At 73.3% G+C, this 21,086-nt stretch carries 23 protein-coding genes; 11 read left to right on the top strand and 12 right to left on the bottom strand.

The genetic code is table 11. The features are described from left to right. Positions 1 to 32: 32 nt before the first annotated feature. The 5 genes from CRT23_RS05735 to CRT23_RS29050 form a co-directional block, all read right to left on the bottom strand. Positions 33 to 716, bottom strand: a complete 684-nt coding sequence (locus CRT23_RS05735) for an SDR family oxidoreductase (RefSeq protein WP_103708951.1) — start codon at positions 714 to 716, stop codon at positions 33 to 35. 138 nt (positions 717 to 854) lie between these two features. Beyond that, positions 855 to 1,571 carry an MgtC/SapB family protein gene (locus tag CRT23_RS05740; RefSeq protein WP_103708952.1) on the bottom strand — a complete coding sequence of 239 codons (717 nt, stop codon included), beginning with the start codon at positions 1,569 to 1,571 and terminating at the stop codon, positions 855 to 857. A 51-nt stretch (positions 1,572 to 1,622) separates the two neighbouring features. Beyond that, positions 1,623 to 2,324 carry an orotate phosphoribosyltransferase gene (locus CRT23_RS05745; protein WP_055946638.1) on the bottom strand — a complete coding sequence of 234 codons (702 nt, stop codon included), beginning with the start codon at positions 2,322 to 2,324 and terminating at the stop codon, positions 1,623 to 1,625. A gap of 172 nt (positions 2,325 to 2,496) precedes the next feature. Then, positions 2,497 to 4,188 (bottom strand): methyl-accepting chemotaxis protein, encoded by a 1,692-nt coding sequence (locus CRT23_RS05750; RefSeq protein WP_103708953.1) that lies wholly within the window; start codon positions 4,186 to 4,188, stop codon positions 2,497 to 2,499. 386 nt (positions 4,189 to 4,574) lie between these two features. Next, the gene (locus tag CRT23_RS29050; protein ID WP_103708954.1) at positions 4,575 to 5,474 is read right to left on the bottom strand and encodes an alpha/beta hydrolase; all 900 of its coding nucleotides are present in this window, start codon (positions 5,472 to 5,474) and stop codon (positions 4,575 to 4,577) included. Positions 5,475 to 5,615: 141 nt separating this feature from the next. Between CRT23_RS29050 and CRT23_RS29055 the strand changes: the two genes are divergently transcribed. The 11 genes from CRT23_RS29055 (at position 5,616) to panC (ending at position 15,205) form a co-directional block, all read left to right on the top strand. Beyond that, positions 5,616 to 5,843 (top strand): hypothetical protein, encoded by a 228-nt coding sequence (locus CRT23_RS29055; RefSeq protein ID WP_181017263.1) that lies wholly within the window; start codon positions 5,616 to 5,618, stop codon positions 5,841 to 5,843. A 309-nt stretch (positions 5,844 to 6,152) separates the two neighbouring features. After that, entirely contained in the window at positions 6,153 to 7,163 is a 1,011-nt protein-coding gene (locus CRT23_RS05765; protein ID WP_055946622.1) for an AAA family ATPase, read from the top strand. 8 nt (positions 7,164 to 7,171) lie between these two features. Beyond that, complete coding sequence (locus CRT23_RS05770; RefSeq protein WP_245435986.1) at positions 7,172 to 8,116, top strand: DUF58 domain-containing protein; 945 nt, start codon at positions 7,172 to 7,174, stop codon at positions 8,114 to 8,116. 78 nt (positions 8,117 to 8,194) lie between these two features. Beyond that, a complete protein-coding gene (locus CRT23_RS05775) occupies positions 8,195 to 8,653 on the top strand; it encodes a DUF4381 family protein (protein WP_103708956.1) in 459 nt (152 codons plus the stop codon). Between the two features lie 18 nt (positions 8,654 to 8,671). After that, positions 8,672 to 9,682, top strand: coding sequence for a VWA domain-containing protein (locus tag CRT23_RS05780; RefSeq protein WP_103709066.1), 1,011 nt, complete (start codon positions 8,672 to 8,674; stop codon positions 9,680 to 9,682). Further along, positions 9,679 to 10,620, top strand: coding sequence for a VWA domain-containing protein (locus CRT23_RS05785; protein ID WP_055946614.1), 942 nt, complete (start codon positions 9,679 to 9,681; stop codon positions 10,618 to 10,620). Before CRT23_RS05780 ends, CRT23_RS05785 begins: the two co-directional genes overlap by 4 nt. Next, complete coding sequence (locus CRT23_RS05790) at positions 10,620 to 11,528, top strand: tetratricopeptide repeat protein (RefSeq protein WP_103708957.1); 909 nt, start codon at positions 10,620 to 10,622, stop codon at positions 11,526 to 11,528. Before CRT23_RS05785 ends, CRT23_RS05790 begins: the two co-directional genes overlap by 1 nt. Continuing rightward, the gene (locus CRT23_RS05795) at positions 11,522 to 12,829 is read left to right on the top strand and encodes a BatD family protein (RefSeq protein WP_103708958.1); all 1,308 of its coding nucleotides are present in this window, start codon (positions 11,522 to 11,524) and stop codon (positions 12,827 to 12,829) included. Before CRT23_RS05790 ends, CRT23_RS05795 begins: the two co-directional genes overlap by 7 nt. A 39-nt stretch (positions 12,830 to 12,868) precedes the next feature. Next, a complete protein-coding gene (bla, locus tag CRT23_RS05800) occupies positions 12,869 to 13,801 on the top strand; it encodes a class A beta-lactamase (RefSeq protein WP_103708959.1) in 933 nt (310 codons plus the stop codon). A gap of 50 nt (positions 13,802 to 13,851) precedes the next feature. After that, positions 13,852 to 14,247 carry a hypothetical protein gene (locus tag CRT23_RS05805; RefSeq protein WP_103708960.1) on the top strand — a complete coding sequence of 132 codons (396 nt, stop codon included), beginning with the start codon at positions 13,852 to 13,854 and terminating at the stop codon, positions 14,245 to 14,247. Between the two features lie 100 nt (positions 14,248 to 14,347). Further along, the gene (panC, locus tag CRT23_RS05810) at positions 14,348 to 15,205 is read left to right on the top strand and encodes a pantoate--beta-alanine ligase (protein ID WP_103708961.1); all 858 of its coding nucleotides are present in this window, start codon (positions 14,348 to 14,350) and stop codon (positions 15,203 to 15,205) included. 13 nt (positions 15,206 to 15,218) lie between these two features. On the opposite strand, the gene CRT23_RS05815 is transcribed toward panC, so the two are convergent. The 7 genes from CRT23_RS05815 to hemJ all read right to left on the bottom strand — a co-directional run bounded on the left by CRT23_RS05815 (position 15,219) and on the right by hemJ (position 21,080). Next, positions 15,219 to 16,631: a PHB depolymerase family esterase gene (locus CRT23_RS05815; RefSeq protein ID WP_245435987.1), complete on the bottom strand. Its 1,413-nt coding sequence runs from the start codon at positions 16,629 to 16,631 to the stop codon at positions 15,219 to 15,221. 67 nt (positions 16,632 to 16,698) lie between these two features. Then, a complete protein-coding gene (locus CRT23_RS05820; protein WP_055946596.1) occupies positions 16,699 to 17,124 on the bottom strand; it encodes a hypothetical protein in 426 nt (141 codons plus the stop codon). A gap of 139 nt (positions 17,125 to 17,263) precedes the next feature. Next, positions 17,264 to 17,989, bottom strand: coding sequence for a DNA polymerase III subunit epsilon (dnaQ, locus tag CRT23_RS05825; RefSeq protein WP_103709068.1), 726 nt, complete (start codon positions 17,987 to 17,989; stop codon positions 17,264 to 17,266). A 58-nt stretch (positions 17,990 to 18,047) separates the two neighbouring features. Continuing rightward, positions 18,048 to 18,662, bottom strand: coding sequence for a dephospho-CoA kinase (gene coaE / locus CRT23_RS05830; protein ID WP_103708962.1), 615 nt, complete (start codon positions 18,660 to 18,662; stop codon positions 18,048 to 18,050). Beyond that, entirely contained in the window at positions 18,659 to 19,498 is an 840-nt protein-coding gene (locus CRT23_RS05835) for a shikimate dehydrogenase (protein WP_181017264.1), read from the bottom strand. The genes coaE and CRT23_RS05835 overlap by 4 nt, the downstream gene beginning before the upstream one ends. Beyond that, entirely contained in the window at positions 19,495 to 20,517 is a 1,023-nt protein-coding gene (locus tag CRT23_RS05840; protein WP_103708963.1) for a cation diffusion facilitator family transporter, read from the bottom strand. The genes CRT23_RS05835 and CRT23_RS05840 overlap by 4 nt, the downstream gene beginning before the upstream one ends. A gap of 116 nt (positions 20,518 to 20,633) precedes the next feature. Next, positions 20,634 to 21,080, bottom strand: a complete 447-nt coding sequence (gene hemJ / locus CRT23_RS05845) for a protoporphyrinogen oxidase HemJ (RefSeq protein ID WP_103708964.1) — start codon at positions 21,078 to 21,080, stop codon at positions 20,634 to 20,636. Between the last annotated feature and the right edge of the window lie 6 nt (positions 21,081 to 21,086).

Genomic DNA, 21,086 nt, shown 5'->3' on the forward strand with positions numbered 1-21,086 from the left:
GTTTCCCGTCCATCGACCAGTCCAGACTCTTGCTACCAGTCCAGAGTCTTGCCGGTGTAGTCGAGATAGGCCGTTCCGGTCCGTCCGAGCTGGGCCGTGATCACGTCGGCCATGCCGGTGACGCTGGTGGCGACATCGATATCGGCATCGGCCCCGCCCATCTCGGTGCGGACCCAGCCCGGATGCAGCAGCAGAACACCGAAGCCGGCGTCCCGGTGGCGGATCTCGAAGCTGCGCACCAGGGTGTTGAGGGCGGCCTTGCTCGCCCGGTAATTCTCCCAGCCGCCGGATTCGTTGAGGCCGACGCTGCCGAGGATCGAGCTCATGAAGGCGACGAGGCCCCGGGGTGCGAGCCGGTCGAGGAAGGCCTCGGCGAAGCGCACCGGGCTGACCGCGTTGGTGAGGTAGACCTGGGCGGCGACGTCGCGCGGCACCAGGTGCAGCGGCTCGTGCGCCTGGGTCGCGACGCCCGCCACCACGAAGATCAGGTCGAAGCTCTGGCCCGCGAGGCGGTCGTGCAGGGCGGACACCGCCCCGTCATCGTCGATATCGGCCGTCTCGACCGTGAGGGCGTCGGAGGCCAGCGCGGCGAGGCCCGGGGAGGCCGAGCGCTGCGTCGCGGTCACCCGCCAGCCGCGGTGCAGGAAAGTCTCGACGAGGCCGAGCCCGAGGCCGCGCGAGGCCCCGACGATGAGCGCGTTCTTCTGGGATGCCATGGTGATGGGGTTCCTGGTTCGCGGAAAGGCCGGGCGCCCGGCGACGCCGCCTTCCCCTCTGCCGGAGGTTGGACGCTGGCACCGATCCGGCAATCCGGGCGGCCCGCGCCGAGGTGCGCGGGCGCACCCGCGCGGGCCTCAATCCGCCGTCTGCACCGACCAGGTCGCGTGCTCGATGCCGGGCATCCGCGCGAGGCCCGCCACCACGGCGTCGAGCTCGGCGCCGGCCACCGCCGTCGCCACCAGGGTCGCCACCACCTCGACGGTGTCCTCGCCCCGCTCCACCACCTCGATCCCGCCGACGGGGTACTGCGCCGCCTCCAGGCGTTCCACCAGGAGGTCGCGGGTGGGGCCGGCGGCCTCCGCCTGCACCGTCACCTGCACCTCGTAGGTCGCCTCGGTCTGGCTCTCGTCGATCGGGGCGCGGTTGATGGCGTTGACGAGGGGACGCAGCAGAGTGTTGCCGGCGAGCACCGCGGCGGTGACGAAGGCCGCCTCCAGGGGAAAGTCGGCGCCCGCGAAGGCGCCCACGGCCGCCGAGCACCACAGGGTCGCGGCGGTGTTGAGGCCGCGGACGTTCATGCCCTCCTTCATGATCACGCCCGCGCCGAGGAAGCCGACGCCCGAGATCACGTAGGCCACCGTGCGGGTGCCGCCGGGCGCCCCTTCGAGGCGCATGCCGAGGTCGACGAAGGCGGCCGCCCCCACCGCCACCAGGACGTTGGTGCGCAGGCCCGCCGTGCGCTGCCGGTACTGGCGCTCGGCCCCGATCAGGGTGCCGAGCCCGAAGGCGACGAGGAGGCTGAGCGCCGAATTGACGACTTCGGGCATCGGCCCGGACAGGAAGGGGATCATCGTCCTGCCCTGACGCGGTCCCATGACGGGACCATGACGGCGCGACCGGGATCAGGCCTGCGGGTAGTCGGAGATGCCGCCATGCGCCGCCGACCACTTGGCGGGCTCGTGCAGGAAGCTCTCGACCTCGGCGAGGATCTTGGGGTCGAAATGGCCGCTCTCCTTGGCCACCGCCAGCACGTCCCACCAGGTGGTGAGGTAGTGCAGCTGGACGCCGAGGTCGGCCATGAGTTCGCGGCTGTTGGGGAAGATGTCGTAGAAGAACATCACGAAGCAGTGGTCGACCTGGGCGCCGGCATCGCGCAGGGCCTTGCAGAACAGCGCCTTGCTGCGCCCGTCGGTGGCGAGGTCCTCCACCAGCAGGGTCCTGGCGCCCTCCACCACCTCGCCCTCGATCTGGGCGTTGCGGCCGAAGCCCTTGGCCTTCTTGCGCACGTACTGCATCGGCAGCATCAGCCGGTCGGAGATCCAGGCCGCGAAGGGGATGCCGGCGGTCTCGCCGCCGGCCACGTGGGTGATCGACTCGTAGCCGATGTCGCGTACGATGGTGGCGGCCGCGAAGTCGTTCAGGGTGGAGCGCAGGCGCGGGTACGAGATGATCTTGCGGCAGTCGATGTAGACCGGGCTCGCCCAGCCCGAGGTGAAGGTGAAGGGCTTCTCCTGGTAGAAGTGCACCGCCTTGATCTCGAGCAGCATCTTGGCCGCCTCGCGGGCGATCACGGCGCGGTCGATCGGCAGGAAGGAGGTCGTCATGCGCGGGGTTCGCTCTCGTGCGGGCGGCGGCCGCGGCCCCGTCCCGCTCACGGGAGGGGCCGCGCATCCGTCTGAAGGGTTGGGTTCTCCTTCCCGCCAACCGCCAGGGGCGTCAACCCTGGAGATCGCCGGCGAGATCGCGCGACGAGCGGCGCCGTCCCCCCGGGCCCGCTCAGGCGGCCTTCACGTCTGCGAGGAATCCGCCGACCTCGCGCGTCAGGTTCTCGGAGTGCCGGGCGAGTTCCTGGGCGGCGCTGAGCACCTGCGAGGCGGCCGCCCCCGTCTGGCCGGCGCCGTCGCGCACGCCGGCGATGTTGGTGGTCACCTCCTCGGTGCCGCGCGCCGCCTCCTGCACGTTGCGGGTGATCTCCTGGGTCGCGGCCCCCTGCTCCTCCATGGCGGCGGCGATCGAGGCGGCGTAGCGCGACATCTCGGCGATGATCCGGCTGATGGCCTCGATGTCGCCGACGGCCTCCTGGGTCGCGGTCCGGATCTCGGTGATGCGCTCGCCGATCTCCCCCGTGGCCTTCGCGGTCTGCCCGGCCAGTTCCTTCACCTCGGAGGCGACGACGGCGAAGCCCCGGCCGGCATCGCCGGCGCGGGCCGCCTCGATGGTGGCGTTCAGCGCCAGCAGGTTGGTCTGCGCGGCGATGCTGGAGATCACCTCGACGAAGGTACCGATGCGCTCGGTGGTGCCGGCGAGGCGGCGCACGGTGGCGTCGGTTCGCTGGGCATTCTCCACCGCCTGGTCGGCGATGCGGGCCGACAGGCTGACCTGGCTCACGATCTCCTGCACCGAGGCCGACATCTCCTCGCTGGCCGCCGCCACCGTCTGGACGTTGGCGGAGGTCTGCTCGGCGGCGCCCGCGACGATCACGGTCTGCTGGTTGGTCTGGCCGGCGACGCTGCTCATCGACTGGGCCGTGGCCTCCATCTCGGTGGCGGCGCCCGCCAGGCCCTGGGTCAGGACCGAGACGTTGCTCTCGAAGGCGCGTGTCAGGGTGTCGAGGCGCTGGGCCCGGCGCATCTTGGCGGCGTCCTCGGCCGCCTGCGCCTCGGCGAGGCGCCGGGCCTCCAGGGCGTTGTCCTTGAAGACCTGGAGCGAGCGGGCCAGGAGGCCGACCTCGTCCCGCCGCGCGGTGCCCGCCACCGCCACCGCGAGGTCGCCGGCCGCGAGGCGGCCCATCGCCGCCGTCATGGCGGCGAGCGGGCGGGTGACGCCGTAGAGGGTGATCAGCGCGAGCAGGCCGACCGCGAAGCCGAGACCCAGGATGGCGGTGACGATGAGGGTGCGCGTGGCGCTCTCGGCCGTCTCGGTCGCTGCCTGCTTGGCGGTCTCGAGGTCGCGCAGGTTCGAGGCGACGCGGGTCGCCACGCTCTGGGCGATCTTGAGCCGGGCCGGGCGGACCTCCAGCTTCGAGATCCGGGCGGCCGCTTCGTTCTCGTTGCGCAGGCCGAGGGCGATGGAGCGGTCGGCGACGGCGAAGAACGCCGCGAGGTCGCTGCGGACGCCCTGCAGGATTCCCCGGCGTTCCGCGGTGTCGGCGAGGGTGATCAGGCGGTCGTTGGCCTCCAGCGCGGCTTTGCGGCTCGCCTGGTAATGGGCGAAGTCCTGCTGCATCAGCGCGGCGTCGGTCTCGATGATGGTGTTCTTCTCGGCGATCACCGCCTCATCCACGGCCAGGGCGAGTTGCTGGGCCACGGAGAGCCGGGTGGCGCGGACATCGACGATCTGGGTCGTGTTCTGCGCGAGGGTGGCGAGGCTGGCGCGGGCCAGGACCACCAGCCCGACCGCCACGAGGATGAGGATCAGGCTCGGAAGAGCGAGCTTTCCCAGAAGTTTGAGATCGTTGAATGCGCGCATGGCGGCCCCCGTGGACGGCGCCGGCGCGGGACCTTGATCGGTCTCTCAGGGACGCGGCGTCGTGCTCACATTTTCGTGAGAGGGCCCTGAAATAATGATTAACGTATTCAGATCTCGCAGCCCATGATCGAAGTTCCGCGACGTCTTGGTTGTATTCCGAGGTTTTTCGGCCCGGCGCGCGGATCGCTCATCAATCGCGCTCCCAGACAGGCCGCGCGTTGCGGCGAGCGAAAGGCTCGAAACCCTGACGTCTGCCTCCCAGTACGGCGGAATACAGCGCGCATGCGAGCGCGGATCAGACAGCTGAGGCTCCGGCTGCGAACGGATACGCCGTTCTGCCGGCAGACCTGCCGGCTCACGCCAGGAAGGCTTGCAGACCCGCCGGCTCACGCCAGGAAGGCTTGCAGGGCCGCCAGGGTCGCGGCGGGGTTCTCCTCGGCCAGGAAATGGCCGGACGTGACCTCGGCGGCGACGGCGCCCGGCGCGAAGGTGCGCTGCCAGGCGGCCAGCGGCGTCTCGGTGCTGCGGTCGAGATAACTGTCGCCGGTGAGGATCAGGGTCGGGCAGGCGAGCCGGCGCCCGGCGGCGAGGTCGGCGAGATCGGCCTCCCGGTCGCGGGTGGCCCCCGCCCGGTAATCCTCGCAGAAGGCCTGGATGCGCTCGGGCACGCCCCAGGCCTGCCGGTAGAGATGCAGGGCGGCGGGCGCGAAGGCCTCGAGGGACCCGTCTCCGCTCCAGTCGCGCAGCAGCCCCTCGAAATAGGCGTCCGGGTTGCGGCCGATGGCCTGTTCCGGGCCCGGCGCGGCCTCGGCCAGGAAGTGCCAGTGCGAGGGCTTGCGGGGGTTGGCCTCGATCCGCTCCCACTGGACCAGGGTCGGCAGGATGTCGAGGAGGGCCAGCCGGGCGATCCGCCCCGGCTCGTCGAGGGCGAGGCGGTAGCCGATGCGGGCGCCCCGGTCGTGCCCCACGAGGGCGAAGTGGACATGGCCGAGGGATTCCATCACCGCCACCACCTCGGCCGCGAGGGTGCGCTTGGCGTAGGCCGCGTGGCGCGGGTCGCCCTCGGGGGCGGCCGACCAGCCGTAGCCCTTGAGGTCGAGGCAGATCACGCGGTGGCGCTCGGCGAGGGCCGGGGCGATCCGATGCCAGCAGGCATGGCTCTGCGGAAAGCCGTGGAGGAGCAGCACCGGACTCCCGTCCTCCGGCCCGCCGATGCGGGCGAAGAAGCGGCCGGCCGGGATGTCGATCCAGGGGGCGGCGAAGCGGGGAAAGAGATCGGTGGTCACGGACGGCGCCTCCGGCAGGGGCCCGGGGAACGCACGGGGCGGGGCGGCGGTTCGCGGTCGCGGGCGGCGTCGTTCCGGGTAGAAGCGCGCGGTTTTCCGACTAGATCCCTCCCATTCCCCTCCCCAGCAGGACTTTCCCCGATGCAGACGTGTTTCACCGCCCTCGCCCTGGCCGCCGGCCTCGCCCTGGCCGGCCTCGCTCCCGCGCAGGCCGCCGGGTGCTGCGGAGGCGGTGCCGGCATGATGTGCGGCAAGGGCAAGATGGACATGCGGGCCGGCGCCATGAAACCGTCCCGGACGAAGAAGACCGCCTGCTGCTGCGCGGGCATGGCCGGACAGGGCGCGGCCCCGATGTCGAAGAAACTCTGAGCGGGACCGGACGAACTCTTCCGCTGACGCCGCGCCCGCAAAGTTGTGTTCGGACCGGGAGGCCCGGCGCACGCCCTGCGGCCTCGCGGATGCCGGGGCGGGATTGACGCCCGCCCCGCGCAGCGGGCACACCCGAAGGCGGCGGATCGCGCAGGGATCCGACCCAAAAAAGATCACCGAGGAGACGCGCATGGACCGGCCGACCGTTCCTGCTCCGCAGAGTCCTGTTCGACGGCAGCGCCCGGTTGGACGGAGTCCTGCTTCATCGACGATCCGGGCGATCCGTTCGGCCGGCGCGAGCCGTTCCGCATGAGCGGCGCGGCCCTCGCCGAACGGCCGGCGACCGGCGCCCCGCCCGTGGACGCCGCCCTGCGCGGCCGTGTCCTCGCGCTCCGCGACGGCCTTCTGCACGGGCTCATCGGCGCCGACGCGATGGTCGAGCGCCTCCTCATCGGCCTCCTCACCGGCGGCCACCTCCTCATCGAGGGCGCTCCCGGCCTCGCCAAGACCCGCGCGGTCAAGCGCCTGTCGGACGGGCTCGACGGCAGCTTCGCCCGCATCCAGTGCACCCCCGACCTGATGCCCGCCGACCTGACCGGCACCACGGTGTGGCGCCAGGATGCCGGCGACTTCGAGTTCCTGCCCGGCCCCCTGTTCCATTCCCTCGTCCTCGTCGACGAGGTGAACCGTGCGCCGCCGAAGGTGCAGTCGGCCCTGCTCGAGGCCATGGCCGAGGGTCAGATCACGGTCTCGGGCCACACCCATGCCCTGCCCGACCCGTTCATGGTGGTGGCGACCCAGAACCCGATCGAGCACGCGGGCACCTTTCCGCTGCCCGAGGCGCAGCTCGACCGCTTCCTGCTCCACGTCCTGGTGGAGATGCCGGACGAGGCCGCCGAGCGCCGCATCCTCGACCTCGTGGAGGGCGAGCTCAACCACCACGCGGAGGCGATGCCGGTGCGGCTCACCGTGGCGGAGATCCGCGCCGCCCGGGAGGCCGCCCTCAACGTCTACGTCTCCCCGGCCCTCAAGGACTATCTCGTGCGGCTGGTCGCCGGCACCCGCACCGACGCGGCGGCCCCGGACCTGCGCGCCGCCATCGAGCACCCGGCCTCCCCGCGCGGCACCCTGGCGCTGATGCTCGCCGGCAAGGCGCGGGCCTATCTGCACGGCCGCGACCACGTCATCCCGGAGGACGTGGCGGACCTCGCCGCCGACGCCCTCGCCCACCGCATCGGCCTGACCTGGCGCGCCGCCGCCGAGGGCCAGACGGCCCGGGGCGTCATCCGCGGCCTCGTCCAGCGGGTGCGGGCTCTCTGAGAGCGACCATGACCGTGCCGAGCCCGGCCCCCGCCCTCGTGCCGGACACCGACTCGCTGAGGGCGCCGGGCATCCACCTCTCGGGGGAGGCGCTGATGGGCCTGCGCCACCTCGCCCGACGGGGCTCCGGCCCCGCCACCCGGACGCTGGCGGGCCTGCCCGGCGGGATCGTGACGCGGCGGCGCGGGCGCGGCTCCGAGCCGGACGACGTGCGCCTCTGGTCCGAGGGCGACGACCGCCGGCACATCGACCGCAACGCCACCGCCCGCACCGGCATCCTGCACGTGCGCACCCATCACGACGAGCGCGACCGCGCCGTGGTGCTCCTCCTCGACGTCCGGCCCTCGATGCTGTTCGGCACCCGCCGTGCCCTGCGCTCGGTGGCGGCCGCGGAGGCCCTGGTCCTGCTCGGCTGGCGCATCGTCGGCGACGGCGGCCGCATCGGCCTCGTGGCGGCGGGCGCCGGCGAGCCCGTGGTGGTCCGCCCGGCCGGCGGCGAGCGGGCGATGACCGCCCTCACCGGCGCCCTGGCGCTGGCCCATGCCCGGGCCCTGGCTGACGGGGCCGCCGAGGATCCGCCCCTCGCGCCGGCCCTGACCCTGGCCCGGAGCCTGCTGCCCTCGGGCGGTCACCTCGTCATCGGCAGCGCCCTCGACGCCCCGGGCCCGGATTTCGACCCCCTGCTGACGATCATGGCCGAGCGCCTGTCGATCCGCCTCGTCCTGGTCAGCGACGCCTTCGAGCGCGCCCGGCCGCCGGGCTTCTACCCCTTCGCCACGCCGGACGGCCGGCGCGGCACCGTGCAGGCGAGCCGGACCGACCGGGCCTCCGCGGGCACCGATGCCCGCCTCGTCGCCTACGCCCAGCGCGGCATCGCGGGCCTGCGCCTCGACGTCGAGGCCGGCCCGGAGGCCTACGCCCCGCTGATGGAGCGCCTCGATGCGATGCTGTAGGGCGCCGAACTCTCGGGGACCGACAGGCTCTCGGGGACCAAGAAGCTCTCGGGGACCAAGCCGACAGGGAGAGGCCAGGTGACGCCCGACGCCCCGCAGGGCCTCGACCAGCTGCGCGGCCTGCACCTGCCCGCCGAGACGGGCGGGGCCCAGGGCGCGGTGATGCTCGCCATCGCGCTGGGCTTCACGGCGGCCCTCGTCCTCGGCCTGGTCCGCCTGCTGCGGGCGCGCCGGCGCGGCTCCGTCCGGCGCGCGGCCCTGGCCGACCTCGCCGCCGCCAACGCCCTGCCGCCGGAGCGCCGCCGGGTGGCGCAGGCGCAGCTCCTGCGCCGCCTCGCCCGCACCCTCCAGGGGGACGCCGCGGCCGACGCCCAGGGCGACGCCTGGGCCGCCGCCCTCGACCGGCTCTTCGCCACGACCTTCTTCAGCGCCGGCGCGGGCCGGATCTTCGCCGAGGGGCTCTACCGGCGCGGCGCGCCCGAGCCCGGCCCGGTGGATGCCGAGCTGGCGCGGCTGTTCGCCCGGATCGGGGCCTGAGCCATGCTGACGGGATTTTTGCCGCACTGGTTCACCGCCCTCGCCTCGGCCTTCGACCTCGCGAGCCCGTACGCCCTGCTCCTCCTGCCCCTGCCGCTCCTGGCGGCGAGGCTGATGCCCCCCGAGCGGGTCGGGGCGAGTGGCGCCCTGCGGGTTCCGCCGTCCCTGGTGTCCGAGGCCGCCCGCGGCGACAGCGTGGCGGCACGCGGCCGCGGCCGCACCCTCCTGGTCTGGACCCTGTGGGCGGGCCTGGTGGTCGCGCTGGCGGGACCGCGCCTCGTCCTGCCGGCCACCGCCCTGCCGGCATCGGGCCGCGAGATCATGCTGGTGATGGACCTCTCGGGTTCGATGGAGCGGCGCGACTTTGCCCTCGACGGCCAGACCGTGACCCGCCTCGCCGCGGTCAAGCGCGTCGGCACCGACTTCATCCGCCGCCGGGCCGGTGACCGCATCGGCCTCGTCATCTTCGCCAACGAATCCTACGTCGCCGCCAGCCCGAGCTTCGACACCGCCACCGTCGCCCGCGCCCTCGACGAGGCGACCATCGGCCTCGTCGGCCGCTCCACCGGCATCGGCGACGGCCTCGGCCTCGCCCTCAAGCGCCTGACCCCGGCGGGACCGGAGGCCGAGGGCGTGCCGGCCGCCACCGCCAAGGTGGTGATCCTGATGACGGACGGCGCCAACAATGCCGGCCAGACCACGCCCCGGGACGTGGCCGGCCTCGCCAAGGAGCTCGGCGTCCGCGTCCACACCATCGCACTGGGGCCCCGCGACCTCTCCAACGCCGACGGCGAGCAGGACGTCGTCGACACCGAGACCCTGCGCGAGATCGCCGACCTCACCGGTGGCCGGATGTTCCGCGTGAAGACCACCGACGACCTCATCGCCATGGCGGACGCCATCGACGCGATCGAGGGCGGGCGCGCCAAGGCGCCGCCGGTGCCCCTGCGCAAGGACCTCTGGCCCTGGCCCGCCGCCCTCGCCTTCCTGGCCGCGGCCGGCCTCCTCGCGTCGCGGCGGACCGCATGAGCTTCCTCGACACCGTCCTCGCCACCTGCGCGATCCTGCGGCCCTGGTGGCTGGTGGCGATCCCCCTCGTGGCCGCCCTGGCGCTGCGCGCGGCCTGGCGCTCGGCGCCGCTCGGCGACTGGACCCGGGCCGTCGATCCCGGCCTGATGGCGCTGCTCGCCCGGCGCGGCGCGGTCCTCGGCGGACGCCGGCAGGCGAACCTCGCCGCGGCGATCGCGGCCGGGCTCGTCGCCCTGGCCCTCACCGGCCCGGCGGTGGAGCGCCCGGACGCCGCCACCTTCCGCAACCTCGACGCGACCGTGGTGGTATGCGACCTGTCGCGTTCCGTCGCGGAGGGCGGTCACCTCAAGGACGTGCGCCAGGTGGCGCAGGGGGTCGCCGAGGCCGCCGGCACCCGCAGCGTCGCCGTGGTGGTCTATGCGGGCGACGCCTATCTCGCCGCCCCGCCCACCACCGACCGGGACGCCCTGTCCTCCACCCTGTTCGCCCTGGACGGCGATACCGTGCCGGACCGGGGCACCCATCCCGAGCGCGGCCTCGCCCTAGCCCGCCGCACCCTTGCGGAGGCCGGCGTGATCGCGGGCGACGTCGTCCTCGTCACGGACGGCGACGGCATCGGCGACGCGGCCCTGCGCGAGGCCGCCGCGATCCGCGCCAAGGGCTGGCACCTGCACGGCCTCTTCGTCCCCGCCGGACCCGGCCTGCCCGCGGGGTCGCCCAAGCCCGACCGAGGCGCCCTCGAGCGTTTGACCGACGCGGGCTCGGGCCGTTTCGCCCTCCTCGACAGCCCCGCCCCGGTGCTCGATGCGGTGGGCGCCAGCACCGCCCAGCACCTCGCCGCCGGGGGCTACACCGTCCTGGCCTTCGCCGATCTCGGGCGCTGGCTCGTGCTGCTGGCGCTGCTGCCGGCCCTCGTCCTGTTCCGCAGGAGCGCCTGATGGCCCTCGGTGTCCTGTCCGATCGCCTGCCCGCCCTTCCCCGCGACTGGACCCGCCGGGCACGCCTCGCCGCCCTGGGACTCGCGGGCGCCGGCATCCTTGCCCTGACGGCGACGGCGCAGCCGCGCACCAGCCTCGGCCGTGCTCTGCTGGGGGCCGGCCTGCCCGGGGCCGCCGCCTGGGTGTTCGACGACCCGGCCTGGCGCGGCCCGGCCCTCTACCAGGCCGGGCGCTACGACGAGGCCGCCGCCCTGTTCCGCAACGGCGGCCGGCGCAACGCCTACAACCTCGGCAATGCCTTGGCGAAATCCGGCGACCTGCAGGGCGCCCTCGACGCCTACGATGCCGCGCTCCAGTACAACCCCCGCGATGCCGACGCACAGGCCAACCGCTCGCTGATCGCCCGCCTCGTGGACGAGGGCGCCGGCGATCCCGGCAAGGGCGGCGGCGTGGCCAACGCCACCGCCACGGTGGGCGCGCGCTACAACAAGACCTCCAACCAGGACCCCAACGACGACACCCAGGCCACCTCCAGCGGCGAGGGTCTGGCCGGCAACAAGGAGGGCGGCACCACCTCCTCGACGCCGGGCAACAGCAAGGTCGCCCGGCGCGGGAAGGCCGAGCAGGTCTCCGTGGATTCCGGCAAGGGCGAGGCCCGCGGCTCGGCCAGCGACGCGGCGGGGCGCGGCCGCACCGGGGCGGGATCGGCCATGGTCGCGGCGGCCCCCGAGCGGGAGGTGCGCCGCGTGACGAAGAGCTTCGAGGCCCATGAGATCCGCCCCGACCGCCTCTGGCTGCAGACTCTGCCGGACGATCCCGGACGGTATCTCAAGCTGCGCCTGAAAGCGGAACAGGCCGCCCGCGTCGAGGCCGGCACGGCGGTGCCCGGCGGGAGCAATCCATGGTGAGCGATCGGTTCGCGTTCCGGACTCGGCGGGGCGTCCTCGCGGCGGGCCTCGCCGTCCTCCTCCTCGCGCCCTTCCCGGCCCGGGCCGAGATCGGTCCCGGCGACCTCACCCTCACGGTGACGCCGGAGCGCAACGGCAACGCCGATCCGTTCTCCCGCGAGATGGTGCTGCTGCGCATCCACGGGGTCTACCGCCAGCCGATCCTGCTGGAGGAGGTGATCCAGCCGTCGCTCGCCAATTTCAGCTGGACGCAGCTCGGCCGCGACCTCTGGTCGAAGACCCGCCTGCCCGACGGGCAGGTGGCCATCGCCTTCGACCGGGTGGTCGCGATCTTCCCGCACCATCCGGGCGACTTCACCATCGATCCGTTCCTGCATCGCCTCACCGTCAACGACGGCGGGAAGCGGGTCGTGGTCGACGTGCCCTCGGCTCCGGTGACCCTACCGGTCGCCACCTGGACGAAGCCGGTGGGCGGCCCCGACGCGAAGGAGCCCTGGTGGCTGCCGGCCAAGGACGTGACGATCACGGATTCCTGGAGCCCCGATCCCGAGACGGTGAAGCTCGGCGAGACCACACGGCGCATCGTCACCCTGGAGGCGCAGGGCATGGTCGCCGAGGGGCTGCCGCCCCGCCCGGTGATGCGCACGCGCGGCATCCTCACCTTCGCCGGGCCGGTGACCCGCGAGACGATCATCACGCCTGCCGGCCCGGTGGCACGGGCGACCTACCAGTGGGACGTGCGCCCCGCGATCGAGGAGATCATCCCCCTCGACGCGATCGTCATCCCGTGGTTCGACACCGTCTCGCGCACCCTGCGCGAGGCCGAGATTCCCGCCCGCCAGATCGGCGGCGGCCTGCCCGACCGGGACGACGAGGCGAAACCCGTCCTGCCGGCTTCCCCCCTCGTGGTGGCGACCGCGGCCCTCGGCGCCTTCGGCCTCGGCCTCGCCCTGCTGGGCTTCGGCACCGGCGGGCGTTCGGGACGCCGGCGCCTCGACGCGCGGACGCGCCGGGCGCTCGGACGTGCCGCCTCGGCCCGGGACGCGCGGGGCTTCCGCGCCCATCTCGACCCCGTCCTCCTGGAGCAGCCCGACCTCGTGCAGGCCTGGCGGGCCCAGCCGGAGGTCGCCGCAGGCCTCGACGCCCTGGATTCCCACCTCTACGGACCCGGCACCGTCGCGGCCCCCGACCTCCCCGGCCTCGCCCGGGCCCTGAGCCGGCCGGCGGCCGCGGCCGCGCAGCCGAGGGAAATGTCCTCGCGCCTCGCCTCCCTCGACGGCCGGGCCCGGACCGCACCCTGACCACTCCACGACCCACCTGAGCCCCTCGACCGGAACCGCATGAGCCTGACGCGACGGATCCTCCTCGGGGCGGGTGCCCTCCTGCCCCTGCGGCCACGGCCGAGCGCGGCCCAGGGCCAGAACCAGGGTCAGGGAAAGACCGATCCAGGTCCCGCGGGCCGGTTCGCCGACGCCGGAGCGGCGCTGGCGCGGATCGCCGGCGACCTGGGCGGCCGCGCCGGGATCGCCGTCCTCGACACGGGTGGCGGACCCGCCCTGCTGCACGACGCCGAGGGCACCTTCCCGCTCTGCAGCACCTTCAAGCTGCCCCTCGCCGCCGCGATCCTGGCCCGGGTCGAGGCGGGCCGCGAACGGCTCGCCCGGCGGCTCGCCTACGGCGAGGCCGACCTCGACACCTACGCCCCCGTCACCACCCACGCCTTGAGGGCGGGCGGACCGGAGGCCGGGACGATGTCGGTGGAAGCTCTGTGCGCCGCCGCCCTGGTCTGGAGCGACAACACCGCCGCCAACCTCCTGCTCGGTGCCCTCGGTGGTCCCGCGGCCCTGACCGACTTTTGCCGGGACCTCGGCGACCCGGTGACCCGCCTCGACCGAACCGAACCCGACCTGAATTCGGCCGTGCCCGGCGATCCCCGCGACACCACCCGGCCCGCCGCGATGGCGGCGACCGTCGGGAAGATCCTGCTCGGACCGTCGCTGTCGGAGGCCGGCCGCGCCCGGCTCGAGGGCTGGATGACGGCCTCCCGCACCGGAACGAAGCGCCTGCGGGCGGGGCTTCCGGCCGATTGGGGCATCGGCGACAAGACGGGCAGCGGGGCCTACGGCACCGCCAACGTGGTGGCGCTCCTGCGCCCGCCGGCCCGGGCGCCCCTGGTGGCAGCCGTTTACATCACGGGGTCGGACGCCACGAGCGAGGCCCGCGACGCGGCCCACGCGGCGATCGGCCGGGTCATCGCAACGGCCTATGGTTAACACTCGGTTCACGCCTGCCTGCCACCGTCGTCCCGCGAGGAGTGGACCCGATGCGGCGTGGTGGTGTGACGATCAGACGGGACGGGACGGTGCTCGCCCTCCTGGCCGGATTGTTGGCAGCCCCTGCCGGTGCGGCGGATCTCGGCGGCCTGGCCTTCCCGACCCCTGGCCGCGCGGCGGAGGGTTACGCGCCGGAGCCCGAGAGCCTGCCGCGCTACTTCCCGCAGGCGGAGGAGGACGGTGGCGTGGTAAACCGCTCACCGATACCGCGCCGGCGGCTGGCCGGCTGCATTCCCCGGCGGGTTCCGATCCCCACCGATGCCCCCGGCGACCCGAGCTATGTCGGCTCGGCCTACGGCCTCGGCAAGCCGAGCTACTACGGCTTCACCCCACCCCTCGGGGTCGACGATCCCTACGGCCGGCCCCTGAGGCCCTATTGTCCCTGAGGCGTCTGGCGTCCCGTCGGCGGGGCGATTAGGTCTCGCGCCGGGACGCGATCCGCGCCCGCGAGACTTTGCCGAAGACCTTGTCAAGGACGACCCGCCGATGTCCGATCCCGCCTCCCTGCTCCGGTTTACGGCCGTCGCCCCCCTGCGGGCCGCGGTCGCCGCGTGGCGCCGGGCCGACGAGTGGGTGGTGCTGGTGCCGACGATGGGGGCGCTCCATGCCGGCCACCTCGCCCTGATGGCGCGGGCGCGCAGCCTCGGCCGACGCGTCGTGGCGAGCATCTTCGTCAATCCGACCCAGTTCGGCCCGAACGAGGATTTTTCGCGCTATCCCCGCGACACCGAGACGGACCTCGCCCTGCTGGCGGAGGCGGGGGTCGATGCCGCCTACCTGCCGGAAGTCTCCGGGATGTACCCCGAGCATTTCTCGACCCGGATCGAGGTGGGCGGGCTCACCGAGGGCCTGTGCGGCGCCTATCGGCCGGGGCATTTCTCGGGCGTCGCCACGGTGGTGACCAAGCTCCTCAACCAAGTCCAGCCGGACTGCGCCCTGTTCGGCGAGAAGGATTACCAGCAGCTCCTGGTGATCCGCCGCGCCGTGCGCGACCTCGACTTGCCCGTCGAGATCCGGGGCGTTCCCACCCTGCGGGAGGCGGACGGCCTCGCCCTGTCGTCGCGCAACCGCTACCTCGCCCCCGAGGAGCGGGCGCGCGCGCCACGCCTTCACGCCGTCCTGTCCGAGATCGCCGCGGGCCTCGCGGCCGGCGAAAGCGCCGGCCCCCTGATCGCGGGAGGCCGGGCCGCGCTGGTCGAAGCGGGCTTCGCGCCGGTGCAGTATCTCGAGGTCCGCGATGCCGAGACGCTGGCGCCGGTGGAGCACGCCTCGCGGCCGGCCCGGGTGCTGGCGGCGGCCTATCTCGGCCGCACGCGCCTGATCGACAACGTCGCGGCGGGCTGAACCCGCCGGACGTTCAGGCCCGGCCCGCCGCCAGGGGATTGGCCCGGAAGAAGTCGAGCATCGCCCGCGCCGCGTCGGGCCCGCGCGGATCGGTGTAGCTCCCGGCCGGGCTGCCGCCGGACCAGGCATGGCCGAGGCCGCGCACGATCCAGCCCTCCACCGCGACCCGGCCGTCCGCATCGGCGTAGCGGGTGCGGGTGTAGGGCAGGCCGCCCGGGCTCACCGCCTCCGCCGCCTCGGGCGTCAGTCCGTCGATGCCGGCCTGGGCCAGCGCCTGCTCGCCGTTGCGCGGGTTCACGGTGCCGTCGCTCTCCCCATGGAAGACGATGGTGGGCACCCGCACCGCGGCGACCGCGCAGTCGGCGGCGGCGGCTGGGCCGAGGCGCATCACCGTGAGCGCGGTCGAGACGTCGCGGGCACAGCCTGCCGCGAGGCCGGAATGGATGCCCACCGCCGCGTAGAGGTCGGGATAGGCCCGGGCGATGTTCACCGCCGCCGCGCCGCCCGCCGACAGGCCGGCGATGTAGACCCGGGTCGGGTCGACCCGATGCTCCGCGATGATCGCGCGGGTCAGCCCGGCGATGATGCCGGCCTCGCCGGAGTCCCGGCCCTGGTCGACGGGCTGGAACCAGTTCCAGCAACGCTGGCCGTTGGCGCGCCCACTCTGGGCCGGGTAGGCCACGAGGAAGCCCTCGGCCTCCGCGAGGGCGTTCATGCCGGTGCCGGCGGCGAAATCGTCCGGCGACTGGGTGCAGCCGTGCAACATCACCACCAGGGGCAGGTTCGGACGGGCGTCGCTGGGGACGAACAGTTTGTAGTCCCGCGCCCCGGCCGCGTTGGCGAAGCTGTGTTCCGTGAAGCTGCCGCCCTCCGTGAGGGGCGCGCGGGCCTGGTTGAAGCCCGACGGGCCAAGACCGCCGGCCAGGCCCGAGACGAGGGTGCCGAGATTGCCGGCGAGGCTCGCCCCGCCGTGGCCGGCCTTGCCAAGGCTGCCGAGCACCGGGGCGATGCCCCGCGTCACCGTCTCCACGACCTTGCGCAGCTTCTCGGGGAGGATCGCGGCGAGGCGCGCCTCCTCGGCCGCGGCCGAACCCGATTGGGCCGCGGCCGGACCCGACTTGGCCGCGGCCGGACCCGATTTGGGCTCGGTCCTGAACGCAGGCTCGGATGCCGACGGGGATGCTGGCTTGGCCGATGCGCCGGACCGGTCGGTCGCAGGGCCGGTCTCGACGCGCTCGGCCACGAGGTCGATGGTGTGGGGCTGGGGCGCCGGGGCGCCGTGGTCGGCCGTCGACCGGCCGGGCGCGCCGGCGAAGCCGCGCTGCAACAGGTCCGTCGCGTCCTGCAGGCGCCCGGCGGCCGTGAGGCGCGTCGCCTCCATCATGTCGGCGAGGCGGTCCTGCATCCGGTTCGAAGAGTCGGTCATGGGGTTCGCTTTCCGGCTCGACGACGGGTCGAACCATGCGAGATCGGGAACGCGGTTTCGGAGATGGTCAGCGAAGGCGGTCGGCGAGGGCCGCCTTCACGGCCGGGGTCGCCTGCAGGCTTCCCATGACCTCGATCGACGCGATGGCGTCGCGGGCCAGTTCCGGCGTGACGTCGGGCGCGATACTGGCGAGCCCGAGGACGCGGATGTCGAGGCGGATGCCGCTGGCGCGCGCGGCCTCGAGTTCGGCCCGGTCGTAGCGGCGCAGACCGAGTTCGACGCCCTTGCGGGCCACCGACTGCCGGGTCACGTCGCCGTGGCGGGCGATCTGGTTGCGCACGGCCGTGCGGATGAAGTCGCTTCGGTTGGCGTAGACGCTCTCGGACACGAGAAGGTCGATGTGGCCGAGATCGACGTAGCCGAGATTGATCGTGATCTTCTCGGTGTCGCCGACCCGGATCGGCGCCCTGGGCTTATCCTCGAGATCGAGCATCGGACCTTCCCGTTACCATCCAGTGGGATGGTATATGGGAGGCTTTTGCTGCGATGCAATAAGCAGCCTCGTGCGTCGCAGCATCATGGCGCTGACGGGATGACCAACCGGCGTCGATCCGGGTCGGTTCGAGTCGTCTTCAGGCAGTCTCCTCCTCGCCGAGATAATCGCGCCAGACCGCACCACCGCCCCCGAGGGTCGCGATGGAGGCCGCGTGCCGGGTGCGCTCGGCCTCGCTGAGCCGGTGGCGCAGCTGGCGCGGCCCCACGGGGACGACCTCGCTTCCGTCGCCGAGGATCACCACCGCCTCGACCTCCGTCATCGCGAGCCCGAGGCTGGTCTGCTTGCCGCCGAGGAGCTCGACATAGACCTCCGCCAGGATCTGCGCGTCGAGGAGCGCGCCGTGCTTGGTCCGCCGCGTGGTGTCGATGCCGTAGCGCGAGCACAGGGCGTCGAGGTTGTTGGCCGCCCCCGTGTGCTTGCGGCGGGCGAGCTGCAGGGTGTCGACGACGTCGGCGAGGTCGATCGGCGGGGGCGCCGCCGTGCCGAGGCGGGCGTATTCCATGTTGAGGAAGCCGACGTCGAAGGGCGCGTTGTGGATCACCAGGGGTGAGTCGCCGCAGAAGTCGCGGAAGGCGTCGACGATGTCGGCGAAGAGCGGCTTGTCGGCCAGGAAGGCGTCGGAGATCCCGTGCACCGCGAAGGCGCCCTGAGAGACCGGCCGGGTCGGGTTGATGAACTGGTGGTAGGACCGGCCGGTCTGGACGTGGTTGATCAGTTCGACGCAGCCGATCTCGATCAGGCGGTCGCCGTTCTTGGCATCCGTGCCGGTGGTCTCGGTGTCGAGGACGATCTCGCGCAGCATCGAAGGATCCTGGAGGGTGGCGTTCGGCCACCGGACCATGCGCCCTCCTGAGACCGCGTCAAGGCGCAGCCGGCATCGGTCCCGCGGTCAGTTGCCGGATGATCGCCGCCACCTCGGCCTCGGCATGGGCGAAACCCAGGCTGGTATCGAGGACGAAATCGGCGCGGGCCCGCTTCTCGGCATCGGGCAGTTGCTTGGCACGGATCGCCTCGAAGGTCGCCGCATCCATGCCGGGCCGGGCGAGGACCCGGGCGCGCTGCACCTCGGGCGGGGCGGTGACCACCAGGACCCGATCGCAGCGGGCCTCGGCGCCGGTCTCGAACAGGAGCGGGATGTCGAGGAGCACGAGGGGCGCCCCGGCCTGGCGGGCGAGGAAGTCCCGGGCCGCCGCCTGGGCCAGGGGATGGACCAGGGCCTCGAGGGCGGCGAGGCGCTCGGGCGCGCCGATCACCGTCTCCCGCAGGCGGGTCCGGTCGACGGCGCCGTCGGGGTCCAGGGTTCCGGGGAAGGCCGCGCCGATGACGGCGGCCGCCGCCCCCCCGGCGCCGTAGAGGGCATGCACGGCCGCGTCCGCGTCGTGGACCGGCACCCCGTGGCGCGCGAACATCGCCGCGGTGGCGGACTTGCCCATGCCGATCGAGCCGGTGAGCCCGAGGATGACCGGCCGGGTCATGCGGGCGCCAGGTCCGCGACGATCCGGGCGCGCAGGGCCGGCGTCACGCGCGGAGTCGTGCGGAACCAGCGGGCGAAGCCCGGCACCGCCTGGTGCAGCAGCATGCCGAGGCCGTCGACGGCGGGCAGCCCTCGCGCCCGCGCCGCCGCGAGGAGCGGCGTCTCCAGGGGCGCGTAGACGATGTCGGCCACCGCCGCGTCCTCGGGCAGGGGCAGGAGGTCGAGGGCGAGGGGTGGGTGGCCGACCATGCCGAGGGAGGTGGTGTTCACGAGGAGCCCCGTCCGCGCCAGGGCGTCCGGCAGGTCGGGCCAGGCCACGGCCTCGACCCGGGCGGGATCGAGCGCCACCAGGGCCTCGGCTCGGGCCAGCGTCCGGTTCGCGACCCGGATCCGGGACAGGCCCCGCTCCAGCAGGCCGACGACGATGGCCCGGGCGGCCCCGCCGGCCCCGAGCACCAGGGCGGTGCCGGCGCCGCGCTCGGTCCAGCCGAGGCCGAGGCTCTGGTCGAGATGGGCGACGAAGCCCGGGGCATCGGTGTTGTCGCCGCAGAGGCGCGCGGACCCGTCGAAGAACAGCGTGTTGACCGCCCCGATCCGCTCCGCCCGCGGCGTCAGGGATTCGACCAGCCCGAACGCCGCCTCCTTGTGCGGAATGGTGACGTTGCCGCCGGCGAAGCCGTTCGCGCGCAGCCCGGCGAGGAAGGCCGGAAAGGCCTCCGGCGCCACGTCGATGCGCTCGTAGCGGCCATCGATGCCATGCTCGGCGAGCCAATGGCCGTGAATCAGGGGCGAGCGCGAATGCGCGATGGGATGTCCGACGACGAAGGCCCGGATCATACGGTGCAGTCTCCGGCAAGCGCACAGGCGGGGCCGCCCGCCTCCTCGATCTGCAGGGTGGCGTGGCCGATGCCGAAGCGGGCCTTCAGCTCGGCGGCCGTGGCGATGAGGAAGCCGTTGCCCGGATGCCCCTCCGCCATGACGAGATGCGCCGTCAAGGCGATGTCGGTGGTGCTCATCGGCCAGATGTGGAGGTCGTGCAGATCCGCCACGCCGGAGCGGCCGCGCAGGTAGGCGCCCACCGCCGTCGGGTCGATGCCGGGGGGCACGGCCGAGAGGGCCATCACCACGCTGTCGCGCAGGAGGCCCCAGGTCGCCCAGATGATGAGCCCGGCGATGACGAGGCTGACCAGGGGGTCGATCCAGGCCGCCCCCGTCAGCACGATGATGAGGCCGGTCACCACCACGCCGGCCGAGACGGCGGCATCGGCCAGCATGTGCAGGTAGGCGCCACGGATGTTGATGTCGTGGCTGCCCGAGGCGAAGAGCCAAGCGGTGACGCCGTTGATGAGGATGCCGAGGCAGGCCACCATCATCACGGTCATGCCCGCCACCGGCTGGGGTTCGGGAGCGATCAGGCGGGCGACCGCCTCCCAGGCGATGGCGCCGGTGGCCGCCAGCAGGAACACCGCGTTGAACAGGGCCGCGAGGATCGAGGAGCCGCGCAGGCCGTAGGTGAAGCGGGGGGTGGGCGCACGCTTGACCAGCACCGAGGCGATCCAGGCGACGAGGAGCCCGAGGACGTCCGAGAGGTTGTGGCCGGCATCCGCCACCAGGGCCATGGACTCGCTGGCGAAGCCGTAGATCGTCTCGATGACCACGAAGGCGATGTTCAGGCCGATGCCGATGGCGAAGGCGCGCCCGAAGGTCGCCGGCGCGTGAGAATGGCCGCCCCCGTGGGAATGACCACCGCCATGCGAATGGCCGTGCCCGGCAGAGGCGGGGGCAGGGTTGGGAGCGTGGGCATGCCCGTGCTCGGCGTGATCGTGGTCATGATGATCGTGCATGTGGTCAGCCATCGATCCCGCTTTCCGTCGCGCCTCGGGCCGTACCGGTCAGCCCCCGCGGCCGGCCCCGGCTCCCGGGTTCACCGCATCCCGGCATCCTGTGATCCCGGGATACCGTGCAAACGCCCTCACCCGAAACTCGGCTTCACCGCCGCCAGGATCACGATCAGGATCATGAGGAGCGTCGGCACCTCGTTGAGGACGCGGTAGAACTTGTGCCCGCGGGTGTTCCGGTCGGCGGCGAAGTCCTTGACCATCCGGGCGAGCCAGCCGTGGATACCGCTCATGGCGAGGACCAGGACGAACTTCGCCTGGAGCCAGCCGGCGGCGTAGTAGCCGCTCATCCAGGCCAGGATCAGTCCGAAGATCCAGGTGGCGATCATGGCCGGGGTCATGATCGCCTTCAGCAGGCGCCGCTCCATGACCTTGAAGGTCTCGGACTGGGCCGCCGCGTGCGGCCCCGGCACCAGGGAGGCGTGGTAGACGAACAGGCGCGGCAGGTAGAGCATCGCCGCCATCCAGGAGATGAGCGCGACGAGGTGCCCGGCCTTGAGCCAGGGATAGAGGCCGTCCATCGCCGC

It is taken from the genome of Methylobacterium sp. V23 (assembly GCF_002917135.1).
Lineage (GTDB): Bacteria > Pseudomonadota > Alphaproteobacteria > Rhizobiales > Beijerinckiaceae > Methylobacterium.